We start from the raw sequence: 24,212 nt of genomic DNA, 5'->3' as shown, positions 1-24,212 counted from the left end.
ATGCAGGTACGCCGTACCACGCAGTACGACGACTCGAGTGCGGGACGAGAGCCATGTACGAGGAAGAACGACGACCGGACCACGGACCGCTGGCGGGTTTCACCGTCGGTGTGACGGCCGCGCGCCGGGCCGATGAGCTCGGGGCGCTGCTGCAGCGGCGCGGCGCCGCCGTCCTGCACGCCCCCGCCCTGCGGATCGTGCCGCTCGCCGACGACAGCGAACTGCTGGCCGCGACGAAGGACATCATCCAGCAGGCACCCGACATCGTGGTCGCCACGACCGCGATCGGCTTCCGGGGCTGGGTCGAGGCCGCCGACGGCTGGGGACTGGGCGAGGACCTGCTCTCCCGGCTGGGCGGCGTACGGATCCTGGCGCGCGGACCGAAGGTGAAGGGAGCGGTCCGGGCCGCCGGGCTGACGGAGGATTGGTCGCCGTCCTCGGAATCCATGGCGGAGGTCCTCGACCGGCTGCTGGAGGAGGGCGTGGAGGGACAGCGCGTCGCGATCCAGCTGCACGGCGAGCCGCTGCCGGGGTTCGTGGAGGCGCTGCGGGCGGGCGGGGCCGAGGTGGTCGGGGTGCCGGTGTACCGGTGGATGCCGCCGGAGGATCTCGGCCCGGTGGACCGGCTCCTCGACGCGACGGTCTCCCGGGGCCTGGACGCGATCACCTTCACCAGTGCACCCGCGGCGGCCTCGCTGCTGTCCCGGGCGGAGGAACGCGGGCTGCTGCCCGAGGTGCTGGGCGCCCTGAGCCACGACGTGCTGCCGGCCTGTGTGGGCCCGGTCACGGCCCTGCCGCTGCAGTCCCGCGGCATTGACACGATCCAGCCCGAGCGCTTCCGGCTCGGGCCGCTCGTGCAGCTGCTCTGCCAGGAGCTGCCCGCGCGGGCGCGTGCGCTGCCGGTCGCCGGGCACCGGGTGGAGATCCGCGGTCACGCCGTGCTGGTCGACGGCGAGCTCAAGCCCGTGCCGCCGGCCGGCATGTCCCTGCTGCGCGCCCTGTCCCGGCGCCCCGGCTGGGTCGTCGCCCGCGCCGAGCTGCTGCGCGCCCTGCCCGGCTCCGGCCGCGACGAACACGCCGTCGAAACGGCCATGGCCCGCCTGCGCACGGCTCTGGGCACGCCCAAGCTGATCCAGACGGTGGTCAAACGCGGTTACCGCCTGGCCCTGGACCCGGCGACGGAGACGAAGTACGCGGACGCGTGAGGCGCGCCGGGGGTTGAGCGAAAATCCGCCGAGGTGAGTGACCGGTGCCACGACGGGTGGTCGGGTGGTCGGGCGGTCGGTGGCGTGGCCGCATGGCTGGACGGACGGGAGCGCGGGCCAGGGCCGTCGCGCGGCGCTGCGGATCGGCCGGGCTGTCCGGCGGTATGGCAGTGCGGCCGGGCTGTCGGGCGATCTTGCAGTGTGACCGGTGCGCCCGGTGGTCACGTGATACGGCCGGGCCGTCGCGCGGCCTTGCGGTTCGGCCGGGCTGGCGGCGGCCATGGGGTTTGGCCGGGCTGGCGGTGGCCATATGGGGTTTGGCCGGGCCGTCGCGAGGCCTTGCGGTTTGGCCGGGCCGTCGCGAGGCCTTGCGGTTCGGCCGGGCCGTCGCGAGGCTTTGCGGTTCGGCCGGGCCGTCGCGAGGCCTTGCGGTTCGGCCGGGCTGGCGCACGGCCTTGCGGTTCGGCCGGGCTGGCGGCGGCCATGGGGTACGGCCGGGCTGATGGGTGGCCTTGGGGGTGCGATCGGTTCGTCTGGCGGCTGCAGGCCACGGCCGGGCCGTCGCGCGGCCTTGCGGTTTCGGCCGGGTTGTCGGGCGATCGCGCAGTGCGACCGGTTCGCCCGGCGGCCACGTCATACGTCCGGGCCCCGCGGCGGCCTCGGGATGTGGCAGGTTCGTCTGGCCGCCGTCGCGTGTGACCGGGCTGCCGAGCGGCCTCGGCGTGCGGCCGTTTCACCAGGCGCCAGGTATCCCCGAGGCGTCGCCGGACCGCCGCGTCCTGCCCCGCTGCCGCAGAAGTTGCTGAGCTCCCCAAGCCCTTTGGAGTTCACCCGCAGCGGCCGGGCCGCCCCCGCCCGGGGTTCCGTCCGGGCCCGCCCTCCGGCCTGCCTCCGCGTGAGGTCTTTCCGGGGCAGCCCGGGGCAGGCACTGTAAGAGGGGAACGGTTCTGGAGCCCCCCTCCGGCGTCTCACCGACCTAGGCGGTGACAGGCACATGGCACTGGGTACAGCCACGGCCCCCCACGAGCTGCGGTTCGATGCCGGGCGGATCTGCCTGGATCTGCTCTCCACCACGCACCCGCAGGAGCGGCTCGACTCCCTGCCCGTGCTGCGCGCCTGGATCACCGGCTCCGGGCTGGTCCCGGCGGACACCGCCCTGGCCCACGCCGACGCCACCTGGCCGGCCGCCTTCCGCGAACTTCGCACCCAGATCGACCGGTTGGTGCGCGGCCGGCCGGGCTCCGGCGTGACGACGTACGACTTCGCGCTCGCGCGCGTCAACGACCTGGCCCGCACCGCGCCCCCGGCGCCCCGCGCGGTCCGTGGCGAAGGCGGCCGGCTCGTACGGCAGTTGGACGGCCCGCCCGACTGCGCCGCCCTGCTCGCCTGTGTGGCCCGGGACGCCGTCGACCTGCTCACCGACCCCGTCGCGCGTGCGGCCCTGCGCCAGTGCGAGGGCGACAACTGCCGCATCGTCTATCTCGACACCTCCCGGGGACGCCGCAGGCGCTGGTGCTCCAGCGAGGTCTGCGGGAACCGCGAACGCGTCGCCCGGCACCGCCGCCGTGCCGCACTCGCCCGCGCGTGAAACGGAATTGAGTGGTCCGTGCACTGAAATTCCGTGTCCTGAATGCGACTTCTGTGACCCCGCAGCCGAAGTGATTTCGATTACACGCCATTTGCCTACGGCTCCGTAGGGAAGACCCGACTTGATCTTGCCGGTGTGGCGGAAATGTAAAGAACGCGGGGTGGGAATGTGACCCCATGTCCCCCTCGTCACGTCGGTTCGAAGAAATCTGTCGCCTTCCTTTGAACACCCAACGGCTCGCTTCCGTACGGCTTGTGGAGCGACCGACTGGGGGAACCCCCGGACATCGGAGGTGGGCGTGCGCAAGGATTCCGTCGTGGCCAATGAACGAGCACCGAGGGCCCGACATCGCATGTCCCAGCCCTCGGAACCCGACGAGGAGCTAATGCGTGCGCTCTACCGCGAACACGCCGGACCCCTGCTGGCATACGTCCTGCGCCTGGTCGCCGGAGACCGGCAGCGCGCCGAGGACGTCGTGCAGGAGACGCTCATCCGTGCCTGGAAGAACGCCGGTCAGCTCAATCGGGCGACCGGATCGGTACGCCCCTGGCTGGTGACGGTCGCCCGGCGCATCGTCATCGACGGCCACCGCAGCCGGCAGGCCCGGCCGCAGGAGGTCGACCCGTCGCCGCTGGAGGTCATCCCCGCGGAGGACGAGATCGACAAGGCGCTGTGGCTGATGACCCTCTCGGACGCACTCGACGACCTGACCCCCGCTCACCGGGAGGTGCTCGTCGAGACGTACTTCAAGGGGCGTACCGTCAATGAGGCGGCCGAGACCCTGGGCATACCCAGCGGAACGGTCCGCTCCAGGGTGTTCTACGCCCTGCGTTCGATGAAGCTGGCACTGGAGGAGCGGGGGGTGACGGCGTGATGAGTGTTTACGGGGGTAACCAAGGGTTCGGTACGGGAGGCATGGGTATGTCTGGCCCCATGCAGGAATCTCCGGTGCCGAACGAGCACGAGACCGTGGGCGCCTACGCCCTCGGCATCCTCGACGACGCCGAAGCGACCGCCTTCGAGGCCCACCTCGCCACCTGCGAATGGTGCGCCCAGCAGCTCGACGAGCTGGCCGGCATGGAGCCCATGCTCGCCGCTCTGGCCGACCTGCCCGGCTCCGGCAGCACGCCCGCGATCGGCGAGTCGCTGTCCGCGAAGCCCCGGCCGCGCCTGGTGGAGAAGCTGGTCGACGAGGTCGCCGACCGCCGAGCCCAGAAGCGCCGCCGCAGTTTCTACATGGTGGCCGCGGCCGGCGCGCTGATCATCGGCGGCCCCTTCGTCGCGGTCGCGACGAACGGCGGCGGCGGTGACAGCGGCGGCACGCAGCAGCGCCCGCTCGCGGCGAGCCCCGCCAAGGAGGCCTTCGACGGCATCTCCGACAAGATCTCCGCCACCGACCCGGCCACCAAGGTCACCGCGACGGTCGCCCTGCAGAAGAAGGACTGGGGGACGGGCGTGGTCACCGAGCTCAAGAACGTCAAGGGCCCGCTCAAGTGCGCCCTCGTCGCGGTCGGCAAGAACGGCGAGCGGGAGACCCTGTCCTCCTGGTCCGTCCCGGAGTGGGGCTACGGCCTCCCCGACGCCACGACGGAGAAGGCCAAGCAGCCGCTGTACGTCCAGGGCGGCGCCGCCTTCGAGCCGAACGAGATCGACCACTTCGAGGTCGTGACCTTCGACGGCAAGCGGCTGGTCGAGGTCGACGCGTAGCCTTACCGGGTCCCCTTCGCGTACGGTGGACGGCTGCCCAGCACGTCAGAAGGGGGCCCGGTGGCCGCTCAGGCTCAACAGGAAGCCGCGCTCGAAGACTCCTTGAGAGCCCACGAGATCGGTGTCGAACAGGAACACCTGGACCGGGTGTACCGGCGCCTCGAGGAGAAGATCCACGAGGCGGAGTTCCTGATGAACGACGCGGCCCAGCGCGGCCAGGTCGGCACGCCCGGCGCCCTGGCCGAGCGGGACGCCCAGGTCTTCCGCGCGGGCATCCACCTCAACCGGCTCAACAACGAGTTCGAGGACTTCCTCTTCGGCCGGATCGACCTGCTGCTCGGCAAGGACGGCAAGAAGGGGCCGGACGGCGCGTACACCGCCGTCGAGCCGGCCGAGGGCGCGGTGCGCCCGGACAACACCGCCGACATCGCCGAGACCCTGCACATCGGCCGCATCGGCGTGCTCGACCAGGACTACGCCCCGCTGGTCATCGACTGGCGGGCCCCGGCCGCGGCGCCGTTCTACCGGTCGACGCCCGTGGACCCCGGCCGCGTCGTGCGCCGCCGGGTCATCCGCTCCAAGGGCCGCAAGGTCCTCGGCGTCGAGGACGACCTGATGCGCCCCGAGCTCACGGCCTTCCTCGACGGCCGCGAACTGCCCGCCATCGGCGACGGCGCCCTGATGGCCGCGCTCGGCCAGGCCCGCAGCCACACCATGCGCGACATCGTCGCCTCCATCCAGGCCGAGCAGGACCTGGTCATCCGCGCCCCCGCCGCCTCCGTGACGTACGTCGAGGGCGGCCCGGGCACCGGCAAGACCGCCGTCGCCCTGCACCGCGCGGCCTACCTCCTCTACCAGGACCGGCGCCGGTACGCGGGCGGCATCCTGATCGTCTCGCCGACCCCGCTGCTCGTCGCCTACACCGAGGGCGTGCTGCCCTCCCTCGGCGAGGAGGGCCAGGTCGCCATCCGCGCCATCGGCTCCCTGGTCGAGGGCGCCGAGGCCACCCTGTACGACTCCCCGGCCGTGGCCCGCGCCAAGGGCTCCTCGCGCATGCCGAAGGTGCTGCGCAAGGCCGCACGCGGCGCCCTGGAGCTGAACGACTCACCGGCCCGGCTGCGCGTGGTCGCCTTCGGCCGCCGCCTGGAGCTGGAGGCCGAGGAGCTCGCGGCCATCCGCCGCGCCGCCCTCGGCGGCACCGCCCCCGTCAACCTGCTGCGCCCGCGCGCCCGCAAGCTCCTGCTGGACGCCCTGTGGGAGCGCTCCGGCGCGGCCGGCCGGCACACCGACCCGGAGCTCGCCGCCGAGTTGCGCTCCTCCTTCGACGAGGACATCACCTCCGAGGACGACTTCCTCGCCTTCCTCGACGCCTGGTGGCCGGAGCTGACCCCGGCCGCCGTCCTGGACGCCATGGCCGACGAGCGCCGCCTGGGCCGCTGGGCCCGGCGCCTGCTCAACCCCGGCGAGGTCCGCAAGGTCGCCCGCTCCCTCAGGCGCGACGGGTACTCCGTGCACGACATCGCGCTGCTCGACGAGCTCCAGGCGATCCTCGGCGCCCCGGCCCGCCCCCGCAGGAAGCGCGAGCTCGACCCGCTGGACCAGCTCACCGGCCTGGAGGAGCTGATGCCGGTGCGTGAGGAGACCCAGCGGGAGCGGGCCGAGCGGCTCGCCCAGGAGCGCGTCGAGTACGCCCACGTCATCGTCGACGAGGCGCAGGACCTCACCCCGATGCAGTGGCGCATGGTCGGCCGCCGCGGCCGGCACGCCACCTGGACGGTCGTCGGCGACCCGGCGCAGTCCTCCTGGTCCGACCCGGACGAGGCCGCCGAGGCCCGCGACGAGGCGCTCGGCACCCGCCCGCGCCGCCGCTTCGAGCTCACCGTGAACTACCGCAACCCGGCCGAGATCGCCGAGCTCGCCGCGAAGGTCCTGGCCCTCGCGATGCCCGGCTCCGTCTCCCCGAAGGCGGTCCGCTCCACCGGTGTCGAACCGCGTTTCACGGTCGTCGAGGACACCCTGGGCACCACCGTCCGCGAGGAGGCCGCCCGGCTGCTGGCGCGCGTCGACGGCACGGTCGGCGTGGTCGTCGCCATGCAGCGCCGCGAGGAGGCCCGCCGCTGGCTCGCCGGGCTCGGCGACCGGGTCGTGGCACTCGGCAGCCTGGAGGCCAAGGGCCTGGAGTACGACGCGACGGTGGTGGTCTCCCCGGCGGAGATCGCCGACGAGTCCCCGGCCGGACTACGGGTGCTCTACGTCGCGCTGACCCGGGCCACCCAGCAGCTCACGGTCGTCTCCGCCGAACGGGACGAGCCCGACGCGGCGGGCGTCCCCGACCTGCTCAGGGACTGACGCGACGGCGGATCCCGGCCCGGGCGGCCCGTTACCCACTTGCCGGCGAAATGAACTCCCGGTACGGGAATGGCCTTACGGGATCCGTTTGTTAGCCTGGGTGTGGCACCGGCCCGATCCAAGCCCCCGGGCCCAACCTTCGTCGCTACGAGCGACCACTTGCCGCGAGGCGAGCATGGCGGGTCGGTGCCACCTCATCGGGGAAGAGACCCACGTCAGCGTGACGTGGGTCTCTTTTCGTCTGCCGGTTCCGCGAACAAAACGTTCGCAATAGAGGGCGGCTACCCGCTACCGAGCGGTAGGTGCGACGATCGGACGGCACAAAACAGCGTCAGGTGAAAGCAGAGGAAGTCGGCCATGGCAACGGCGCCCAGCGTCTCCTACTCGATGACGGTCCGGCTGGAGGTGCCCGCGAGCGGAACCGCCGTCTCGCAGCTCACCACCGCCGTGGAGTCCTCCGGAGGCTCGGTGACCGGCCTCGACGTCACCGCGTCCGGTCACGAGAAGCTCCGCATCGACGTCACGATCGCGGCGACCTCCACCGCGCACGCGGACGAGATCGTCGAGGAGCTCCGCGGCATCGAGGGCGTCACCCTGGGCAAGGTCTCGGACCGTACCTTCCTCATGCACCTCGGCGGCAAGATCGAGATGGCGTCGAAGCACCCCATCCGCAACCGCGACGACCTCTCCATGGTCTACACGCCCGGTGTCGCCCGCGTCTGCATGGCCATCGCCGAGAACCCCGAGGACGCCCGCCGCCTCACCATCAAGCGCAACTCCGTTGCGGTCGTGACGGACGGCTCCGCCGTGCTGGGCCTGGGCAACATCGGCCCCAAGGCCGCGCTGCCCGTCATGGAGGGCAAGGCCGCGCTCTTCAAGCGGTTCGCGGGCATCGACGCATGGCCGATCTGCCTCGACACCCAGGACACCGACGCGATCGTCGAGATCGTCAAGGCGATCGCCCCGGGCTTCGCGGGCATCAACCTGGAGGACATCTCCGCCCCGCGCTGCTTCGAGATCGAGGCCCGGCTGCGCGAGGCGCTGGACATCCCCGTCTTCCACGACGACCAGCACGGCACCGCGATCGTCGTCCTGGCCGCGCTCACCAACGCACTGCGCGTCGCGGGCAAGGCGATCGAGAACATCCGCGTCGTGATGTCCGGCGCCGGCGCCGCCGGTACGGCCATCCTCAAGCTGCTGCTCGCCGCGGGCGTCAAGAACGCCGTCGTCGCCGACATCCACGGCGTGGTGCACGCCGGCCGCGAGGACCTGGTGGACGCCGCCCCCGACTCGGCGCTGCGCTGGATCGCCGACAACACCAACCCCGAGGGCCTCACCGGCACGCTCAAGGAGGCCGTGCACGGCGCGGACGTCTTCATCGGCGTCTCCGCGCCGAACGTTCTGGACGGCGACGACGTGGCCGCCATGGCCGAGGACGCCATCGTGTTCGCGCTCGCGAACCCCGACCCCGAGGTCGACCCGGCAATCGCCCGTCAGACCGCGGCCGTTGTGGCCACGGGCCGCTCCGACTTCCCGAACCAGATCAACAACGTGCTGGTCTTCCCGGGCGTCTTCCGCGGCCTGCTGGACGCGCAGTCCCGCACGGTCAACACGGAGATGATGCTGGCCGCCGCGACCGCCCTGGCGAACGTGGTGACCGAGGACGAGCTGAACCCGAACTACATCATTCCGAGCGTCTTCAACGACAAGGTCGCGGGCGCGGTGGCCGGTGCGGTGCGGGAGGCGGCCAAGGCGGCCGGCGCGACGGCGAACAGCCCGTCCGCGGTCTGAGGACGAGGCGTTCCAGGGCCTTCGGGACGGCCGTCCCCGGACTGTGAGCAACCCCACGGCAGCCGGGGGACCGGCGCGTCGCACGACCCCCGTCAGCAGCGGAGCTATCGTGGCGGCCAGGCTCAGGCCCTCTTTTCGTGTGACTCCCCAAGGGTGTTCTCACGACTCCTGCGGGTGCCGGATTGGCTTTCCCGCCGCAGGTAGGGGCAGGATGCGTCCCTGGGCGCGAGGGTCTGACGACGGACCCGGGTCCGGGGACTCAACGAGGACCCTGGCAGCATCGGCTTCGATCTGACGCCTCAACGGCAAGATGAACACGGGAGTAACAACATGAACCGCAGTGAGCTGGTGGCCGCGCTGGCCGACCGCGCCGAGGTGACCCGCAAGGACGCCGACGCCGTGCTGGCCGCGTTCGCCGACGTCGTCGGCGACATCGTCTCCAAGGGGGACGAGAAGGTCACCATCCCCGGCTTCCTGACCTTCGAGCGCACCCACCGTGCCGCTCGCACCGCCCGCAACCCGCAGACCGGCGAGCCCATCCAGATCCCGGCCGGCTACAGCGTGAAGGTCTCCGCGGGCTCGAAGCTCAAGGAAGCCGCCAAGGGCAAGTGACCCTGTCGTCCGTACGCCGGCGGTGTACGGGCCACAGTGAGTGACATCAAAGGGGCGGCCACCCGGTTCCGGGTGGCCGCCCCTTTGGCGTGACTGCGGGCGCTTACCCGAGCGCCTTGCCGGGCAGCTCCACCTTCGCGCCCAGCTCCACGAGCTTCTCCATGAAGTTCTCGTAGCCGCGGTTGATCAGGCCGATGCCGTGGACCCGGGACGTGCCCTGGGCCGCCAGGGCCGCGATGAGGTACGAGAAGCCGCCGCGCAGGTCCGGGATGACCAGGTCGGCGCCCTGGAGCCGGGTGGGGCCGGAGACGACCGCGGAGTGCAGGAAGTTGCGCTGGCCGAAGCGGCAGTGGGAGCCGCCCAGGCACTCGCGGTAGAGCTGGATGTGGGCGCCCATCTGGTTCAGCGCGGACGTGAAGCCCAGGCGGGACTCGTAGACCGTCTCGTGGATGATGGACAGACCCGTGGCCTGCGTCAGGGCGACCACCAGCGGCTGCTGCCAGTCGGTCTGGAAGCCCGGGTGGACGTCCGTCTCCAGCGCGATGGACTTCAGCTGACCGCCGGGGTGCCAGAAGCGGATGCCCTCGTCGTCGATCTCGAAGGCACCGCCCACCTTCCGGTAGGTGTTCAGGAACGTCATCATCGAGCGCTGCTGCGCCCCGCGGACGTAGATGTTGCCCTCGGTGGCCAGCGCCGCCGACGCCCAGGACGCGGCCTCCAGGCGGTCCGGCAGGGCGCGGTGGTTGTAGCCGCCGAGCTGGTCCACACCCGTGATGCGGATCGTCCGGTCGGTGTCCATCGCGATGATCGCGCCCATCTTCTGCAGCACGCAGATGAGGTCCTCGATCTCCGGCTCGACGGCCGCGTTGGACAACTCCGTGACGCCCTCGGCGAGGACGGCCGTCAGCAGCACCTGCTCGGTCGCGCCCACGGACGGGTACGGCAGCCGGATCTTCGTGCCGCGCAGCCGCCGCGGCGCCTCCAGGTACTGGCCGTCCGCCCGCTTCTCGATCTTCGCGCCGAACTGCCGCAGCACCTCGAAGTGGAAGTCGATGGGCCGGCCGCCGATGTCGCAGCCGCCGAGGCCGGGGATGAAGGCGTGGCCCAGGCGGTGCAGCAGCGGGCCGCAGAACAGGATCGGGATACGGCTGGAACCGGCGTGGGCGTCGATGTCGGCGACGTTCGCGCTCTCCACGCGCGTCGGGTCCATCACCAGTTCGCCGGGCTCGTCACCCGGACGGACCGTCACACCGTGCAGCTGCAGCAGACCCCGTACGACTCGCACGTCGCGGATGTCCGGAACATTGCGCAGCCGGCTCGGAGCGCTGCCGAGCAGCGCCGCCACCATGGCCTTCGGTACGAGGTTCTTCGCACCGCGGACACGGATCTCGCCCTCCAGCGGGGTTCCGCCGTGGACAAGCAGGACATCGTCGTTGACGGTCATGAATCTCGCGTTCCGTGGAGTCGGGCAGGGGCCAGGAGGGAAAGGGTAATCGCCCTCCACCCCCCTTCTGTAAGCCTGAGGCGGACCCAGCCACGTCATAGCTCTGTCACAACACGAACCGTTCCGTGCCGGGCACGTGGGGTCACGATCACATTCGTGCGCGGCGGACTCATCGGCGCGCCCTGAGCTGCGCGCACTCCGGACGCCCGCATTGCTCCCCACGGGAGGGGAAGATGCGGGATCATGTCTGGCATGACCGAGGTGTCCTCGCTCACAGGGCGGTTGCTCGTGGCCACGCCCGCCCTGGCGGACCCGAACTTCGACCGCGCGGTGGTGCTGCTCCTCGACCACGACGAGGAGGGTTCCCTCGGTGTCGTCCTCAACCGCCCCACCCCGGTGGACGTGGCCGACATCCTGGAGGGCTGGGGGGATCTCGCCGTCGAGCCCGGCGTGGTCTTCCAGGGCGGCCCGGTGTCGCTGGACTCGGCCCTCGGGGTCGCCGTCGTCCCCGGCGGCGCGACCGGGGAGGCCGCTCCGCTGGGCTGGCGCCGGGTGCACGGCGCGATCGGGCTGGTCGACCTGGAGGCGCCGCCCGAGCTGCTGGCCTCCGCCCTCGGCTCCTTGCGGATCTTCGCCGGGTACGCCGGCTGGGGCCCGGGCCAGCTGGAGGACGAGCTGGTCGACGGCGCCTGGTACGTCGTCGAGTCCGAGCCCGGCGACGTGTCCTCCCCGTCCCCGGAGCGGCTCTGGCGCGAGGTGCTGCGCCGCCAGCGCAACGAGCTGGCGATGGTGGCGACGTACCCCGACGACCCTTCGCTCAACTGATGCGTGTGAGCTTCAGTACCCTTGGGCCTATGAGCACTCTCGAGCCCGAGCGCGGGACTGGTACGGGGACCCTCGTAGAGCCGACGCCGCAGACCTCTCACGGTGACGGTGACCACGAGCGCTTCGCCCATTACGTCCAGAAGGACAAGATCATGGCGAGCGCCCTCGACGGCACCCCCGTCGTGGCGCTGTGCGGCAAGGTCTGGGTTCCGGGCCGCGACCCGAAGAAGTACCCCGTGTGTCCCATGTGCAAGGAGATCTACGAGTCCATGGGCTCCGGCGGCGACGACAAGGGCAAGGGCGACAAGTAGGCCCGGTCCGCGCGGCGTAAAGCCTCCAGGGTGCGTTTTGCGCGCCCTGGAGGCTTTTGTGCTGTCCGGGCGTTGCACGGGGTGCGTCTGCCGGTCACAGAGTGGTTGAGACCTCTTGTGGGCGTGTTCATGCAGTCCCTAGCCTCCGAAGTGTTGTGCACAGCGAAACCTTCATTGCGCATGTTGCAACACTCCTTCGGAGGAGCACTCCATGAAGCTGTCCGCCCGTCTCGTCGGCCTCGGTGCGCTCGCCGCCCTCCTGGCCACCGCCTGCGCCCCCCAGACCTCCGGCAACACCTCCTCCGACAAGGACGAGAAGACCGGCACGCTGCGCGTGTGGCTCTTCCAGGAGGTCGGCAACGCGCCCAAGGAGAAGGTCGTCGACTCCGTCGTCGCCGACTTCGAGAAGGCCCACGAGGGCACCGAGGTCGACGTCGAGTACATCCCCATCGACACCCGCGCCCAGCGTGTCAAGGCCGCCTTCAACGACCCCGCCTCCGCTCCGGACGTCATGGAGTACGGCAACACCGACACGGCCGGCTACGTGAAGGACGGCGGACTCCTCGACGTCACGGAGGAGTTCGGCGACTGGGGCGAGGCGAAGGACACCGACCCGACCGCGAAGCAGTCGGTCACCGTGGACGGCAAGGTCTACGGCGCGCCTTTCTACGTCGGTGTACGCGCCCTGTACTACCGCACGGACGTCTTCAAGGAACTCGGCCTGTCCGTCCCGAGGACGATGGCCGAACTCGCCTCCACCGCCCGCGAGATACGCGCGGCCAAGCCGGAGCTGTACGGCCTGGTCGTCGGCGGCGCCTACACCTACGGCGCGATGCCGTTCGTGTGGGCCAACGGCGGTGAGCTCGCGAGCGGCGAGGGCGGCTCGTACGCCTCCGGCATCGACAGCCCGCAGGCCCGCAAGGGCATCAAGGCGTACACCTCCCTCTTCGGCGACGACAACTGCCCGGCCGCCAAGTGCGCGGGCATGGGCGGCAACGACACGATCTCCGCGTTCGCCGCGGGCAAGGCCGGCATGGCCATCGGCGGCGACTTCAGCCACACCGCCGTCGAGGCCGGGAAGGTCAAGGGCAAGTACGCCGTCGCCCCGCTGCCGGGGGTGAAGCCCGGCTCGATCGCGCCCGCCTTCGCCGGCGGCAACAACATCGGCGTCCTGAAGAGCACCTCGCACCGGACGCTCGCCGTCGACCTGATGCGGCGGCTGGCCTCCAAGAAGACCCAGACCGAGCTCTTCGGCGCGATGGGCTTCCTGCCGACCTTCACGGACGTGCGCCAGCAGGTCGCCCGGGAGGAGCCCTTCGTGAAGCCCTTCGTCCAGACCCTCTCGGCCGGCACCAGGTTCGTCCCCGCGTCCCCGGCCTGGGCCCAGATCGACTCCCAGCTCGTCCTGCCGACCATGTTCCAGGAGGTCATCAGCGGCAAGAAGGACGTCGCGCGGGCCTCCGAGGACGCCGCGAAGAAGATGAACACCGCGTTCGGCTCCGCGGGGTGAACGGCATGAACGACCGCACGGAGCAGGCGCGGAGCGGCTCCCCTGGGGCGGGGCCGGCGGGGGCCGGGGTCGAACCGGCGGGGGCCGACACCACCGCGAGCGAGACGGCCGGAGCCGCCGTGGGCGGCGGTGGGCCGGACGGGAGCGGGCCGGCTGGAAGCGAGGCGGCTTATTCGTCTGAGAGCGGGCCCGCGGTGGAAGCCGGTTCGGTAGGCGGCGGGCCCGCCGCGGTGGCTGGTTCGTCCGCCAGTGGGTCCGCGGTGGATGTCGGCTCGGCCGGTGGTGGGTCCGCCCCGGGGGCTTCGGCCGGTGGTGGGCCTGCCGCGGGGGCTTCGGCCGGGAGCGCGCCCGTCGTGGAAAACGGCTCGGCTGGGAGCGCGCCCGTCGTGGAGGCCGGTTCGGCCGGGAGCGCGTCCGCCATGGCAGCTGGGTCGGCCGGTTGCGGCGCGGTGGGTGGTGGGGAGCCGGGAGGCGAACGTGGCCCGGCGTCCAGTCGGTCTGCCGCGCCTGCGGCGGCCGTCGCCGAGCCGCTCTTGACGTCGGCCGGGCCGCCCTCGGGGCCCACCCCCGCCACCGTCGCGGACGCCGGTGGGCCGCGCATGGTGCGGGCGTCGGGCGCAAAGGCCCGTCGGGGCCGCCGGGCGCGCCGGGGTGTGGCCGGGGCCTCGCCGCTCGTGTCCGGTGGGTGGACGCCCTGGCTGTACCTCGCGCCCGCCCTCGTCGTGCTCGGCGGGCTGCTCGTCTACCCGGTCTACCAGCTCGGGCTTATCTCGTTCTTCCAGTACACGCAGGCGCAGGTGAGCGGCGGGGAGCCGGCCACCTTCGAGGGGTTCGGGAACTACGCCGAACTGTTCGGGGACCCCCAGTTCTGGCAGGTGCTGCTCGCCACCGTGCTGTTCGCGGCGGCCTGCGTCGTCTCCACCCTCGCGGCCGGATGCGCCCTGGCCGTGCTGCTCACCCGCGTGCGGGCCGTACCGCGCCTCGCGCTGATGCTCGCCGCGCTCGGCGCGTGGGCGACCCCGGCCGTGACCGGGTCCACGGTGTGGCTGTTCCTCTTCGACCCGGACTTCGGCCCGGTCAACCGGATGCTGGGCCTCGGCGACCACTCCTGGACGTACGGCCGGATCAGCGCCTTCTTCCTCGTCCTGCTCGAAGTGGTCTGGTGCTCCTTCCCGTTCGTCATGGTGACCGTGTACGCCGGCATCCGCGCCGTGCCCACGGAGGTGCTGGAGGCCGCCTCCCTCGACGGCGCCTCCCAGTGGCGGATCTGGCGCTCCGTCCTCGCCCCGATGCTCCGGCCGATCCTGGTCGTCGTCACGATCCAGTCGGTCATCTGGGACTTCAAGGTCTTCACGCAGATCTACGTCATGACGAACGGCGGCGGCATCGCCGGCCAGAACCTGGTCCTGAACGTCTACGCCTACCAACAGGCCTTCGCGTCCTCGCAGTACGGCCTCGGCTCCGCGATCGGCGTCGTGATGCTGCTGATCCTGCTCGCCGTCACCCTGGTGTACCTGCGGCTGCTGCGCCGGCAGGGGGAGGAACTGTGAATCTTCTTCGCGTCCGTGTGCGCCGCCCGGGCCGGCTGGCCGCCGAGGCCTCCGCCCTGCTGATCGCGGTCGTCGTCGCCTTCCCCCTCTACTGGATGGTGCTCAGCGCCTTCAAACCGGCCGGGGAGATCGAGTCGAGCGAGCCCAGGCCGTGGACGCTCGCACCCTCCCTGGATTCCTTCCAACGCGTCTTCGGGCAACAGGAATTCGGCCGTTACTTCCTCAACAGCCTCATCGTCGCGGGCAGTGTCGTCATCGCCTCCGCGCTGATCGCGTTTCTCGCCGCGACCGCCGTGACGCGATTCCGCTTCCGCATGAGGACCACCCTGCTGATCATGTTTCTGGTGGCCCAGATGGTGCCCGTGGAAGCCCTCACGATCCCCCTGTTCTTCCTCATGCGGGACGCCGGTCAGCTGAACACGCTGGGTTCGCTGATCCTGCCCCACATCGCCTTCTCGCTGCCCTTCGCGATCTGGATGCTGCGGGGGTTCGTGAAAGCCGTTCCGGAGGCGCTGGAGGAGGCCGCGTACATCGACGGGGCGAGCCGGGCGCGATTCCTGTGGCAGATCCTTTTCCCCCTCGTCCTGCCGGGTCTCGTGGCCACCAGCGTGTTCTCCTTCATCTCCGCATGGAACGACTTCCTGTTCGCCAAGTCGTTCATCATCAGCGACACCTCGCAGTCGACGCTGCCGATGGCCCTGCTGGTCTTCTACAAGCCCGACGACCCGGACTGGGGCGGTGTCATGGCCGCTTCCACGGTGATGACGATTCCGGTCCTGGTCTTCTTCGTACTCGTACAGCGGCGCCTGGTCTCCGGACTGGGCGGAGCGGTGAAGGACTGACGTGACTCCTCCCGACGTGACCACTGGGGACGTGACTCCTCCTGGGGCGGGCCTGATTCCGGCGCCCCTGCGCATCGAGACCGGGAACGGGCCGGGGTTCGTGCTCGACGCGGACACCGGCGTGGATGCGGGCCCCGGCGCCGAGCGGGCCGCGCGGTGGCTGCGGGCGACCGTGGGCGCCGCGACCGGCCTGCCGCTGGACCCGGGCACCGGCGGCGCGGGCGGTCTCCACCTGCGGGTCCGGCCCGATCTCGGCGGGCCCGAGGCGTACCGCCTCACGGTGGGCGCCGGGCGGGTCCTCATCGAAGGGGCCAGTGGGACCGGCCTGTTCTGGGGTGCCCAGACCTTCCGTCAGCTTCTCGGCCCCGAGGCCTTCCGCCGCGCGCCGGTGTCCGGGAAGCGGGCGTGGGACCTGCCCGCCGTCACCGTCGAGGACGCCCCGCGGTTCCGCTGGCGCGGCCTGATGCTCGACGTCGCCCGGCACTTCATGCCCAAGGAAGGCGTCCTGCGTTACCTCGATCTGATGGCGGCGCACAAACTCAACGTCTTCCACTTCCACCTGACGGACGACCAGGGCTGGCGCATCGAGATCGAGCGGCACCCGCGGCTGACCGAGGTCGGCTCCTGGCGCGCCCGGACCAAAACAGGCCACCGCGCCTCCCCCTTGTGGGAGGAGAAGCCGCACGGCGGCTACTACACCCAGGACGACATCCGGGAGATCGTCGCCTACGCCGCCGAGCGGTATATCACCGTCGTCCCCGAAATCGACGTACCCGGACACTCGCAGGCCGCCATCGCCGCGTACCCGGAACTCGGCAACACCGACGTCATCGACACCTCCGCGCTCTCCGTCTGGGACACCTGGGGAATCAACCCGAACGTACTCGCCCCCATTGACAACACCCTGCGCTTCTACGAGGGCGTCCTCGAAGAGGTCCTGGCGCTGTTCCCCTCGGAGTTCGTCCACATCGGCGGCGACGAATGCCCCAAGGAGCAGTGGCGGCGGTCGGAGACGGCCCAGGCGCGCATCCGGGAACTCGGGCTCGCGGACGAGGACGGGCTCCAGTCCTGGTTCGTCCGGCACTTCGACACCTGGCTCGCCGCGCGCGGGCGCCGGCTGATCGGCTGGGACGAGATCCTGGAGGGCGGTCTGGCCGAGGGCGCGGCCGTGTCGTCCTGGCGTGGCTACGCCGGGGGCATCGCCGCCGCCCGGGCCGGCCACGACGTCGTCATGTGCCCCGAGCAGCAGGTGTACCTGGACCACCGTCAGGCGCCGGGCCCCGACGAGCCGGTACCGATCGGGTGGGTGCGCACCCTGGAGGATGTCTACCGGTTCGAGCCCGTTCCCCCGGAGCTGACGCCCGAGGAGGCTCGGCATGTGCTGGGCACCCAGGCCAACCTGTGGACGGAGGTGATGGAGGACCACGCGCGCGTGGACTACCAGGCGTTCCCCCGGCTCGCCGCCTTCTCCGAGGTCGCCTGGAGCGCCCTGCCCGCCCCGGCGGAACGGGACTTCGCCGGGTTCGAGCGCCGTATGGCCGCCCACTACCGGCGGCTCGACGCCCTGGGCGTCGCTTACCGGCCACCCGCCGGCCCGTTGCCCTGGCAGCGGCGCCCCGGGGTGCTGGGCCGCCCGATCGACGGCCCGCCGCCCCGCCGGTAACACCGGCCGCCACGACCGAACAGCTCGAACAGGCCACGGAAAAAGCGCACAAGGGTCACCGAAAGTGCCAATCGGCATGCACTGGTGAACCTGTGCGAAAACGGACCATCTCCCCGATGAGGTGGGCGAATGCCTCCTAGCGGACCCGTGTCTTCGGCTCTCGCCAAGATGTGCCAGAGTTGCCACGTCCGCCCTGTCAGCACGTACCGTACGGCAGCACAGGTGGGACCAGGTGGGGCAGCGGGAAGGGGCAGCCGGTTTGACCACGCACGCACCGCAGGCGGCGCAGGCCGTCACGCTGCCCACGACGCTGGACGAGGCCGTCGCGGCACTCACCGCCGTGCCCGCCGCCGTGCCCGTCGCGGGCGGCACCGACCTGATGGCCGCCGTCAACTCCGGGCAGCTCAGGCCCGCCGCGCTGGTGGGTCTCGGCCGGATCAGCGAGATCCGCGGCTGGCAGTACCAGGACGGTCACGCGCTGCTGGGGGCGGGCCTCACGCACGCGCGCATGGGACGCCCCGACTTCGCGGCGCTCATCCCGGCGCTCGCCGCCGCCGCGCGCGCCGCGGGCCCGCCGCACATCCGCAACGCGGGCACCCTCGGCGGCAACATCGCCTCGGCCGCCCCCACCGGGGACGCGCTGCCGGTGCTGGCCGCCCTGGAGGCGACCCTGATCATCGCGGGCCCGGGCGGAGCCCGCCGGGAGATCCCGGTGTCGCACCTGCTGGCCGGGATGGACATGCTGCGCGCCGGTGAACTCATCGGCTACGTGCGCGTGCCGCTGCTGCACGCCCCGCAGGTCTTCCTCAAGGCGACCGGCCGCACCGGCCCGGGCCGCGCGGTCGCCTCCGTGGCGCTGGTCCTGGACCCCGCGCGCCGGGGCGTGCGCTGCGCGGTGGGCGCCATAGCGCCGATGCCGCTGCGGCCCCTGGAGGCCGAGCAGTGGGTCGGCCGGCTCATCGACTGGGACAACAGCCGCACGCTCGTCCCCGAGGCCCTGAACGCCTTCGGGGAGTACGTCGCCGCGGCCTGCATCCCCGACGCGGCCCCGGGCGAGGACGGCTCCGTACCGCAGCTCCCGCCCGCCGTAATGCACTTGCGGCGCACCGTCGCCGCGCTGGCCCGACGAGCACTGGGGAGGGCGCTGTCGTGACCGACGACCAGCACGGAGAGGGCACGCCCCGCAGCGGGAGCCGCTGGGACCCGCTGCCCCAGGGCGAGTACGACGACGGCGCCACCGCCTTCGTGGAACTGCCCGAGGGGGGCGTCGACGCCCTGCTGGCCGCCGACAGCCCGCTCGCCGCGCCGGGCCACGGCTACGTACCGCCGCAGATAACGGTCGCCCCCGCCACGACCGCGGGCACCGACCCGGCGGCCACGGGCGCGTGGCCGGTGCCCGGCGCGCCCGTCGACGGCGCCCAGTGGCACGACCCGCACGCGACGCACCAGCAGCAGGGCCAGGACGCCGGGGAGCAGCCGTACGGCACCTCCGACGTGCCCTACGGCACGCCGTACGGCTCCGGCGCCGGGCAGCACGGCGGTGACGACCGCTTCACCCCGTACGACCCGGGCCTCACCGGGCAGTGGACCTTCGAGGAGCCCGCGGCGGCGGAGACCGCGCCCGGACACGACGTGACCGGGCAGTGGTCCATCCCCGTCGCCGGGGGCGACCTGCCGGACGAGTCGGGCGAGTTCACGACGTCGTCGCTGGTCGAGCAGTGGGGCGGCACGCCGCCGGCCACGCTCCCGGGCGGCGCGCCCGCCCCGTGGGCGACCCAGGCGGCCGGACGGCCGTGGGGACAGCAGGCTCCGCAGGACACGCCGGGGCAGGACGGGGCGTACCCGCAGGGGAGCGAGCCGGGGCACGGATACGGCCAGGGCGCCGGCCACGACCCGGGCCACCCGGACAACGCGCCCCACGGGCACGACCCGGCGCACGGGGCCGAGCAGACGCAGGCGCACGGGGCCGAGCAGGGGCACGGGTTCCTGCCCGGGCAGGGCCACGGCCACGGCCGGCCGGAGGACGCCGGGCCCGCCGCCTCCGGATACCCGGCGGAGCCGGGCACGCGGGGCGCGCACGCCCCGGAGCAACCGCCCGCCGGACCCCTGCCGCACGAGACGGACCCGGGGCACGCGACCCACCTGCCGCACGGCGCGGGCCCGGCTGAGCACACGGCACCGCATCACGCCGCCGAACCGTCGACGCCCGGCCACGCGCCGGAGCAGTCCGGCTTCGCGGCTCCCGGGGCGGATTCCCGGGGCTTCACGGACGCCGCTTCAGAGCCCTCGGGCGCCGCCGACGGGCCGGAGCGGGCGGAGACCGCCGGTCCCGGGCAGCCGGAGCGCTCAGGCTTGGCCGACCAGAGGCCGGAGTCCGCCAGCTTCACCGGTCACGGGCCGGAGTCCCCGGGCTTCGCCGGCCACGCGGAGGGGCCCTCGGGCTTCGCCGGTCACGGGCCGGAGTCCGCCGACTTCGCCGGCCACGCGCGGGAGTCCGCGGGCTTCACCGACCCCGCGCCCGGCCCTTCCGGCTACGCCGACCACGAGGCATCGCCGGGCTTCCCCGGCCACGCCCCGGAGCGGACCGGCGAACACGGTCACGAGCCGGAGCGGTCGGACCCGTCCGGCCACGGACCGGACCAGCCGGGCGTACCCGCTCACGGACCGGAGCCGGTGGGCGTGCCCGGTCACGAGCCGGAGCGGTCGGGCCTGTCCGGCCACGGACCGGACCAGCCGGGCGTACCCGCTCACGGCCCGGGCCGGTCCTCCGTCGGCCCGGAGTCCGCCCAGCCCTACGCCGAGCACCCCGGGGAGGCTCCCGGAGAGGCCCCCGAGGGGCCCGGGCCGGCGGCCGAACGGGAGGCCGACGCCGTAGGGGCCGCGCAGGCCGCTCAGGAGGCTCCACAGCCCGCCGGCGGCCCGGGTGAGCCACCCGAGGGCGCCGAGGGCACCGACGACGTCCCAGAGGCCGCAGAAGGCGTGGACGGCGCCGACGGTCCCGCCGAGACCGGCGCCGGGCCGCTCCCGGTGGACGAGGAGGCCGGACGGGAAGCCGGACCGGAGGGCGGACCGGAGGCGGCGGACGCCCCGGCCGCCGACGGCGAGACGCCCGGCGAGGACCCCTCCGCCACCCCCCAGGACGCGGCCGCCGACCCTGCCGCCGCCCCCGCCGCACCTCAGGAGGAACACCCCCTCGCCTCCTACGTCCTGCGCGTGAACGGCGCCGAACGCCCGGTCGCCGACGCGTGGATCGGCGAGTCCCTGCTGTACGTGCTGCGCGAGCGGCTCGGGCTCGCCGGTGCCAAGGACGGCTGCTCGCAGGGCGAGTGCGGGGCGTGCAACGTCCAGGTCGACGGGCGGCTCGTCGCGTCCTGCCTGGTCCCGGCCGTGACCGCCGCCGGCAGCGAGGTCCGCACCGTCGAGGGGCTGGCCGAGGACGGGCAGCCGTCGGACGTGCAGCGGGCGCTCGCGCGCTGCGGCGCCGTGCAGTGCGGTTTCTGCATCCCCGGCATGGCGATGACCGTCCACGACCTGCTGGAGGGCAACCCGGCCCCCACCGAGCTGGAGACCCGTCAGGCGCTGTGCGGCAACCTGTGCCGGTGCTCCGGCTACCGGGGCGTGGTCGACGCCGTCAAGGAGGTCGTCGCCGAACGCGAGGCGCACGGCGCCCCGGGTGACGGCGACGGCGACGAGCCCCGGATCCCGCACCAGGCGGGCCCGGGCGCGGGTGGCGTGAACGCGTCGGCCTTCGGGGTGGCCCCGGAACCGCGCGCGCCCGAACCGCGCTCCCCTGAACCGCACGACCAGCCCTACGGCCAGGACGGAGGCCAGGCGTGAGTAACGAAGCAGCCACCGCGCAGGCCGCGGAGGCCGCCCCCGCACCGGAGCCCCTGCCGCACGGCCTCGGCGCCTCACTCCCGGCCGCCGACGCCCGCGCCAAGACGGAGGGCACCTTCCCGTACGCCGCCGACCTGTGGGCCGAGGGCCTGCTGTGGGCGGCCGTGCTGCGCTCCCCGCACCCGCACGCGCGCATCGTCTCCATCGACACCACGCACGCGCGCGAGATGCCCGGCGTGCGCGCCGTCGTCACCCACGAGGACGTTCCCGGCAGCCCGTTGCACGGCCGTGGCAAGGCCGACCGTCCGGTCTTCGCCTCCGAGGTCGTGCGCCACCACGGCGAGCCCATCGCCGCCGTCGCCGCCGACCACCCGGACACCGCGCGCATGGCGGCCGCCGCCGTCATCGTCGAGTACGAGGTGCTCGACGCGGTGACCGACCCGGAGCAGGCCTTCGAGGCCGAGCCGCTGCACCCCGACGGCAACCTGATCCGGCACATCCCGCTGCACCACGGCGACCCGGAGGCGGCCGGCGAGATCGTCGTCGAGGGCCTGTACCGCATCGGCCGCCAGGACCCCGCGCCCATCGGCGCCGAGGCCGGCCTGGCCGTCCCGCGCCCGGACGGCGGCGTGGAGCTGTACCTCGCCTCCACCGACCCGCACGCCGACCGTGACGCGGCCGCCTCCGCCCTCGGCCTGGAACCCGAGCGCGTCAAGGTCGTCGTCACCGGCGTCCCCGGCGCCACCGCCGACCGCGAGGACCAGGGCTTCCAGCTCCCCCTCGGCCTGCTGGCGCTGCGCACCGGCTGCCCGGTGAAGCTCACCGCCACGCGCGAGGAGTCCTTCCTCGGCCACGCCCACCGGCACCCCACCCTCCTGCGCTACCGGCACCACGCCGACGGCGAGGGCAGACTCGTCAAGGTCGAGGCGCAGATCCTGCTCGACGCGGGCGCCTACGCCGACACCTCCGGCGACGCGCTGGCCGCCGCCGTCGCCTTCGCCTGCGGTCCGTACGTCGTCCCCAACGCCTTCATCGAGGGCTGGGCCGTGCGCACCAACAACCCCCCGTCCGGCCATGTGCGCGGCGAGGGCGCCATGCAGGTCTGCGCCGCCTACGAGGCGCAGATGGACAAGATCGCCAAGAAGCTCGGCCTCGACCCGGCGGAGGTGCGGCTGCGCAACGCCATGGCGACCGGTGACGTCCTGCCGACCGGCCAGAGTGTGACCTGCCCGGCCCCGGTCGCCGAACTCCTCCAGGCCGTCCGGGACTTCCCGCTGCCGCCGCTGCCCAAGGACACCCCCGAGGACGAGTGGCTGCTGCCCGGCGGCCCCGAGGGCGCGGGGGAACCGGGCGCCGTGCGCCGGGGCGTGGGCTACGGCGTGGGCATGGTGCACATGCTCGGCGCCGAGGGCGCGGACGAGGTCTCCACGGCGACCGTGAAGGTCCACGACGGCGTCGCGACGGTGCTGTGCGCGGCCGTCGAGACCGGCCAGGGCTTCACGACGCTGGCCCGGCAGATCGTCCAGGAGACCCTCGGCATCGACGAGGTGCACGTGGCGCCCGTCGACACCGACCAGCCCCCCGCGGGCCCGGGCTGCCGCGGCCGGCACACCTGGGTGTCGGGCGGGGCGGTGGAGCGCGCGGCCAAGATGGTCCGCACCCAGCTCCTCCAGCCGCTCGCCCACAAGTTCGGCATGTCCACGGAGCTGCTGCAGATCACCGACGGCAAGATCACCTCGTACGACGGGGTCCTCTCCACGACCGTCACCGAGGCGCTGGACGGCAAGGAACTGTGGGCCACCGCCCAGTGCCGCCCGCACCCCACCGAGCCGCTGAACGAGGCCGGCCAGGGCGACGCCTTCGTCGGCATGGCCTTCTGCGCGATCCGCGCGGTGGTCGACGTCGACATCGAGATCGGCTCCGTACGGGTCGTGGAACTGGCCGTCGCCCAGGACGTGGGCCGGGTCCTCAACCCCGCCCAGCTCGCCGCGCGGATCGAGGCGGGCGTCACACAGGGCGTGGGCATCGCGCTCACCGAGAACCTGCGCACGCCCCGCGGCCTGATCCGCCACCCCGACCTGACCGGATACGCCCTCCCGACCGCCCTCGACGCGCCCGACATCCGCATCGTGCGGCTGGTCGAGGAGCGGGACGTGGTCGCGCCCTTCGGGGCCAAGGCGGTCAGCGCGGTGCCGGTGGTGGCCTCCCCGGCGGCCGTCGCCTCCGCCGTACGGGCCGCGACCGGCCGGCCCGTGAACCGGCTGCCGATCCGCCCGCAGGCGGCGGTGGTGACGGAGCGGTCCTGATGTCCCTCGCGGGCGTCGTCCTCGTCACCGGCGTCATGGCGGTCGGCAAGTCGACGGTCGCGCAGGCGCTCGCGGAATCCCTGCCGAGGGCCGCGCACGTCCGCGGGGACGCGTTCCGGCGCATGATCGTGACCGGCCGCGCGGAGTACGTCCCCGGCGCGGACGGCGAGGCGCGGGCCCAACTGCTCCTGCGTCACCGGCTGTCGGCGGCGACGGCCGACGCGTACGCCGAGGCCGGTTTCACGGCGGTCGTCCAGGACGTGGTGCTGGGCGACGACCTGGGGACGTACACCGCCCTGGTGCGCACCCGCCCGCTGTACGTGGTCGTCCTCGCGCCGCGCCCCGGGACGGTGGCCGCGCGGGAGGCGGCGCGCCCGAAGACCGGGTACGGCGCAGGCTGGACCGTCGGCGCGCTGGACGAGGTGCTGCGCACGCGGACCCCGCGGATCGGACTGTGGCTGGACACCTCGGAGCTGACGGTGGGACAGACGGTCGAGGCGATTCTCGCGGGAAGGGAACGCGCCAGGGTCGTCTGAGCGTCATGAGGGATGGACGCGTTGTGATCGCTGGGCACGCGTCGCTGTTCCGGGGCGTTGTCAGTGGTGGGGCGTAGTGTTCCGGTCAGTGGGGGACGGCTGCCGGGCCTGGCCGGATGATCCGCCGTGCTCCACC

General features: G+C 72.9%; 18 protein-coding genes. 17 read left to right on the top strand and 1 reads right to left on the bottom strand.

Annotated elements, in window-relative coordinates:
* The first annotated feature begins 53 nt into the window (after window positions 1-53).
* From ABTZ58_RS06115 to ABTZ58_RS06085, 7 genes are all read left to right on the top strand, one after another.
* Complete coding sequence (locus ABTZ58_RS06115) at window positions 54-1,205, top strand: uroporphyrinogen-III synthase (RefSeq protein WP_351350873.1); 1,152 nt, start codon at window positions 54-56, stop codon at window positions 1,203-1,205.
* A 994-nt stretch (window positions 1,206-2,199) separates the two neighbouring features.
* Window positions 2,200-2,793, top strand: coding sequence for a CGNR zinc finger domain-containing protein (locus ABTZ58_RS06110; protein WP_351350871.1), 594 nt, complete (start codon window positions 2,200-2,202; stop codon window positions 2,791-2,793).
* Window positions 2,794-3,145: 352 nt separating this feature from the next.
* The gene (locus ABTZ58_RS06105; protein WP_010039908.1) at window positions 3,146-3,667 is read left to right on the top strand and encodes a sigma-70 family RNA polymerase sigma factor; all 522 of its coding nucleotides are present in this window, start codon (window positions 3,146-3,148) and stop codon (window positions 3,665-3,667) included.
* The gene (locus tag ABTZ58_RS06100) at window positions 3,667-4,500 is read left to right on the top strand and encodes an anti-sigma factor family protein (protein ID WP_351350869.1); all 834 of its coding nucleotides are present in this window, start codon (window positions 3,667-3,669) and stop codon (window positions 4,498-4,500) included. The genes ABTZ58_RS06105 and ABTZ58_RS06100 overlap by 1 nt, the downstream gene beginning before the upstream one ends.
* A 60-nt stretch (window positions 4,501-4,560) precedes the next feature.
* Window positions 4,561-6,849: a HelD family protein gene (locus ABTZ58_RS06095; RefSeq protein WP_351350867.1), complete on the top strand. Its 2,289-nt coding sequence runs from the start codon at window positions 4,561-4,563 to the stop codon at window positions 6,847-6,849.
* 357 nt (window positions 6,850-7,206) lie between these two features.
* Complete coding sequence (locus tag ABTZ58_RS06090) at window positions 7,207-8,640, top strand: NAD-dependent malic enzyme (protein WP_351350865.1); 1,434 nt, start codon at window positions 7,207-7,209, stop codon at window positions 8,638-8,640.
* Between the two features lie 330 nt (window positions 8,641-8,970).
* Window positions 8,971-9,252, top strand: coding sequence for an HU family DNA-binding protein (locus ABTZ58_RS06085; RefSeq protein WP_003990598.1), 282 nt, complete (start codon window positions 8,971-8,973; stop codon window positions 9,250-9,252).
* Window positions 9,253-9,355: 103 nt separating this feature from the next.
* On the opposite strand, the gene murA is transcribed toward ABTZ58_RS06085, so the two are convergent.
* Complete coding sequence (gene murA, locus ABTZ58_RS06080) at window positions 9,356-10,696, bottom strand: UDP-N-acetylglucosamine 1-carboxyvinyltransferase (protein ID WP_309094145.1); 1,341 nt, start codon at window positions 10,694-10,696, stop codon at window positions 9,356-9,358.
* A gap of 252 nt (window positions 10,697-10,948) precedes the next feature.
* Here murA and ABTZ58_RS06075 point away from each other — a divergent pair, with 252 nt between their 5' ends.
* The 10 genes from ABTZ58_RS06075 (at window position 10,949) to ABTZ58_RS06030 (ending at window position 24,076) form a co-directional block, all read left to right on the top strand.
* Window positions 10,949-11,521, top strand: a complete 573-nt coding sequence (locus ABTZ58_RS06075; protein WP_351350862.1) for a YqgE/AlgH family protein — start codon at window positions 10,949-10,951, stop codon at window positions 11,519-11,521.
* Window positions 11,522-11,550: 29 nt separating this feature from the next.
* Complete coding sequence (locus ABTZ58_RS06070; protein WP_031113140.1) at window positions 11,551-11,832, top strand: DUF3039 domain-containing protein; 282 nt, start codon at window positions 11,551-11,553, stop codon at window positions 11,830-11,832.
* Between the two features lie 211 nt (window positions 11,833-12,043).
* On the top strand, window positions 12,044-13,342 hold the full coding sequence (locus ABTZ58_RS06065) for an extracellular solute-binding protein (RefSeq protein ID WP_351350860.1): 1,299 nt from the start codon (window positions 12,044-12,046) through the stop codon (window positions 13,340-13,342).
* A gap of 599 nt (window positions 13,343-13,941) precedes the next feature.
* Window positions 13,942-14,892: a carbohydrate ABC transporter permease gene (locus ABTZ58_RS06060; RefSeq protein ID WP_351350858.1), complete on the top strand. Its 951-nt coding sequence runs from the start codon at window positions 13,942-13,944 to the stop codon at window positions 14,890-14,892.
* A complete protein-coding gene (locus ABTZ58_RS06055; protein ID WP_351350856.1) occupies window positions 14,889-15,734 on the top strand; it encodes a carbohydrate ABC transporter permease in 846 nt (281 codons plus the stop codon). The genes ABTZ58_RS06060 and ABTZ58_RS06055 overlap by 4 nt, the downstream gene beginning before the upstream one ends.
* 31 nt (window positions 15,735-15,765) lie before the next feature.
* Entirely contained in the window at window positions 15,766-17,397 is a 1,632-nt protein-coding gene (locus tag ABTZ58_RS06050) for a beta-N-acetylhexosaminidase (RefSeq protein ID WP_351350854.1), read from the top strand.
* A 259-nt stretch (window positions 17,398-17,656) separates the two neighbouring features.
* On the top strand, window positions 17,657-18,550 hold the full coding sequence (locus tag ABTZ58_RS06045; RefSeq protein ID WP_351350852.1) for an FAD binding domain-containing protein: 894 nt from the start codon (window positions 17,657-17,659) through the stop codon (window positions 18,548-18,550).
* Window positions 18,547-21,234 (top strand): 2Fe-2S iron-sulfur cluster-binding protein, encoded by a 2,688-nt coding sequence (locus ABTZ58_RS06040; RefSeq protein ID WP_351350850.1) that lies wholly within the window; start codon window positions 18,547-18,549, stop codon window positions 21,232-21,234. The genes ABTZ58_RS06045 and ABTZ58_RS06040 overlap by 4 nt, the downstream gene beginning before the upstream one ends.
* A complete protein-coding gene (locus ABTZ58_RS06035) occupies window positions 21,231-23,540 on the top strand; it encodes a xanthine dehydrogenase family protein molybdopterin-binding subunit (RefSeq protein ID WP_351350848.1) in 2,310 nt (769 codons plus the stop codon). Before ABTZ58_RS06040 ends, ABTZ58_RS06035 begins: the two co-directional genes overlap by 4 nt.
* A complete protein-coding gene (locus ABTZ58_RS06030) occupies window positions 23,540-24,076 on the top strand; it encodes an AAA family ATPase (RefSeq protein WP_351350846.1) in 537 nt (178 codons plus the stop codon). The genes ABTZ58_RS06035 and ABTZ58_RS06030 overlap by 1 nt, the downstream gene beginning before the upstream one ends.
* Window positions 24,077-24,212: the final 136 nt, after the last annotated feature.

Origin of the sequence: Streptomyces sp. NPDC094143, assembly GCF_040303825.1 — a bacterium.
Classification (GTDB): domain Bacteria; phylum Actinomycetota; class Actinomycetes; order Streptomycetales; family Streptomycetaceae; genus Streptomyces.
The sequence above is the reverse complement of the archived record's forward strand: the minus strand, read 5'-3'. Positions and strand labels throughout refer to the sequence as shown.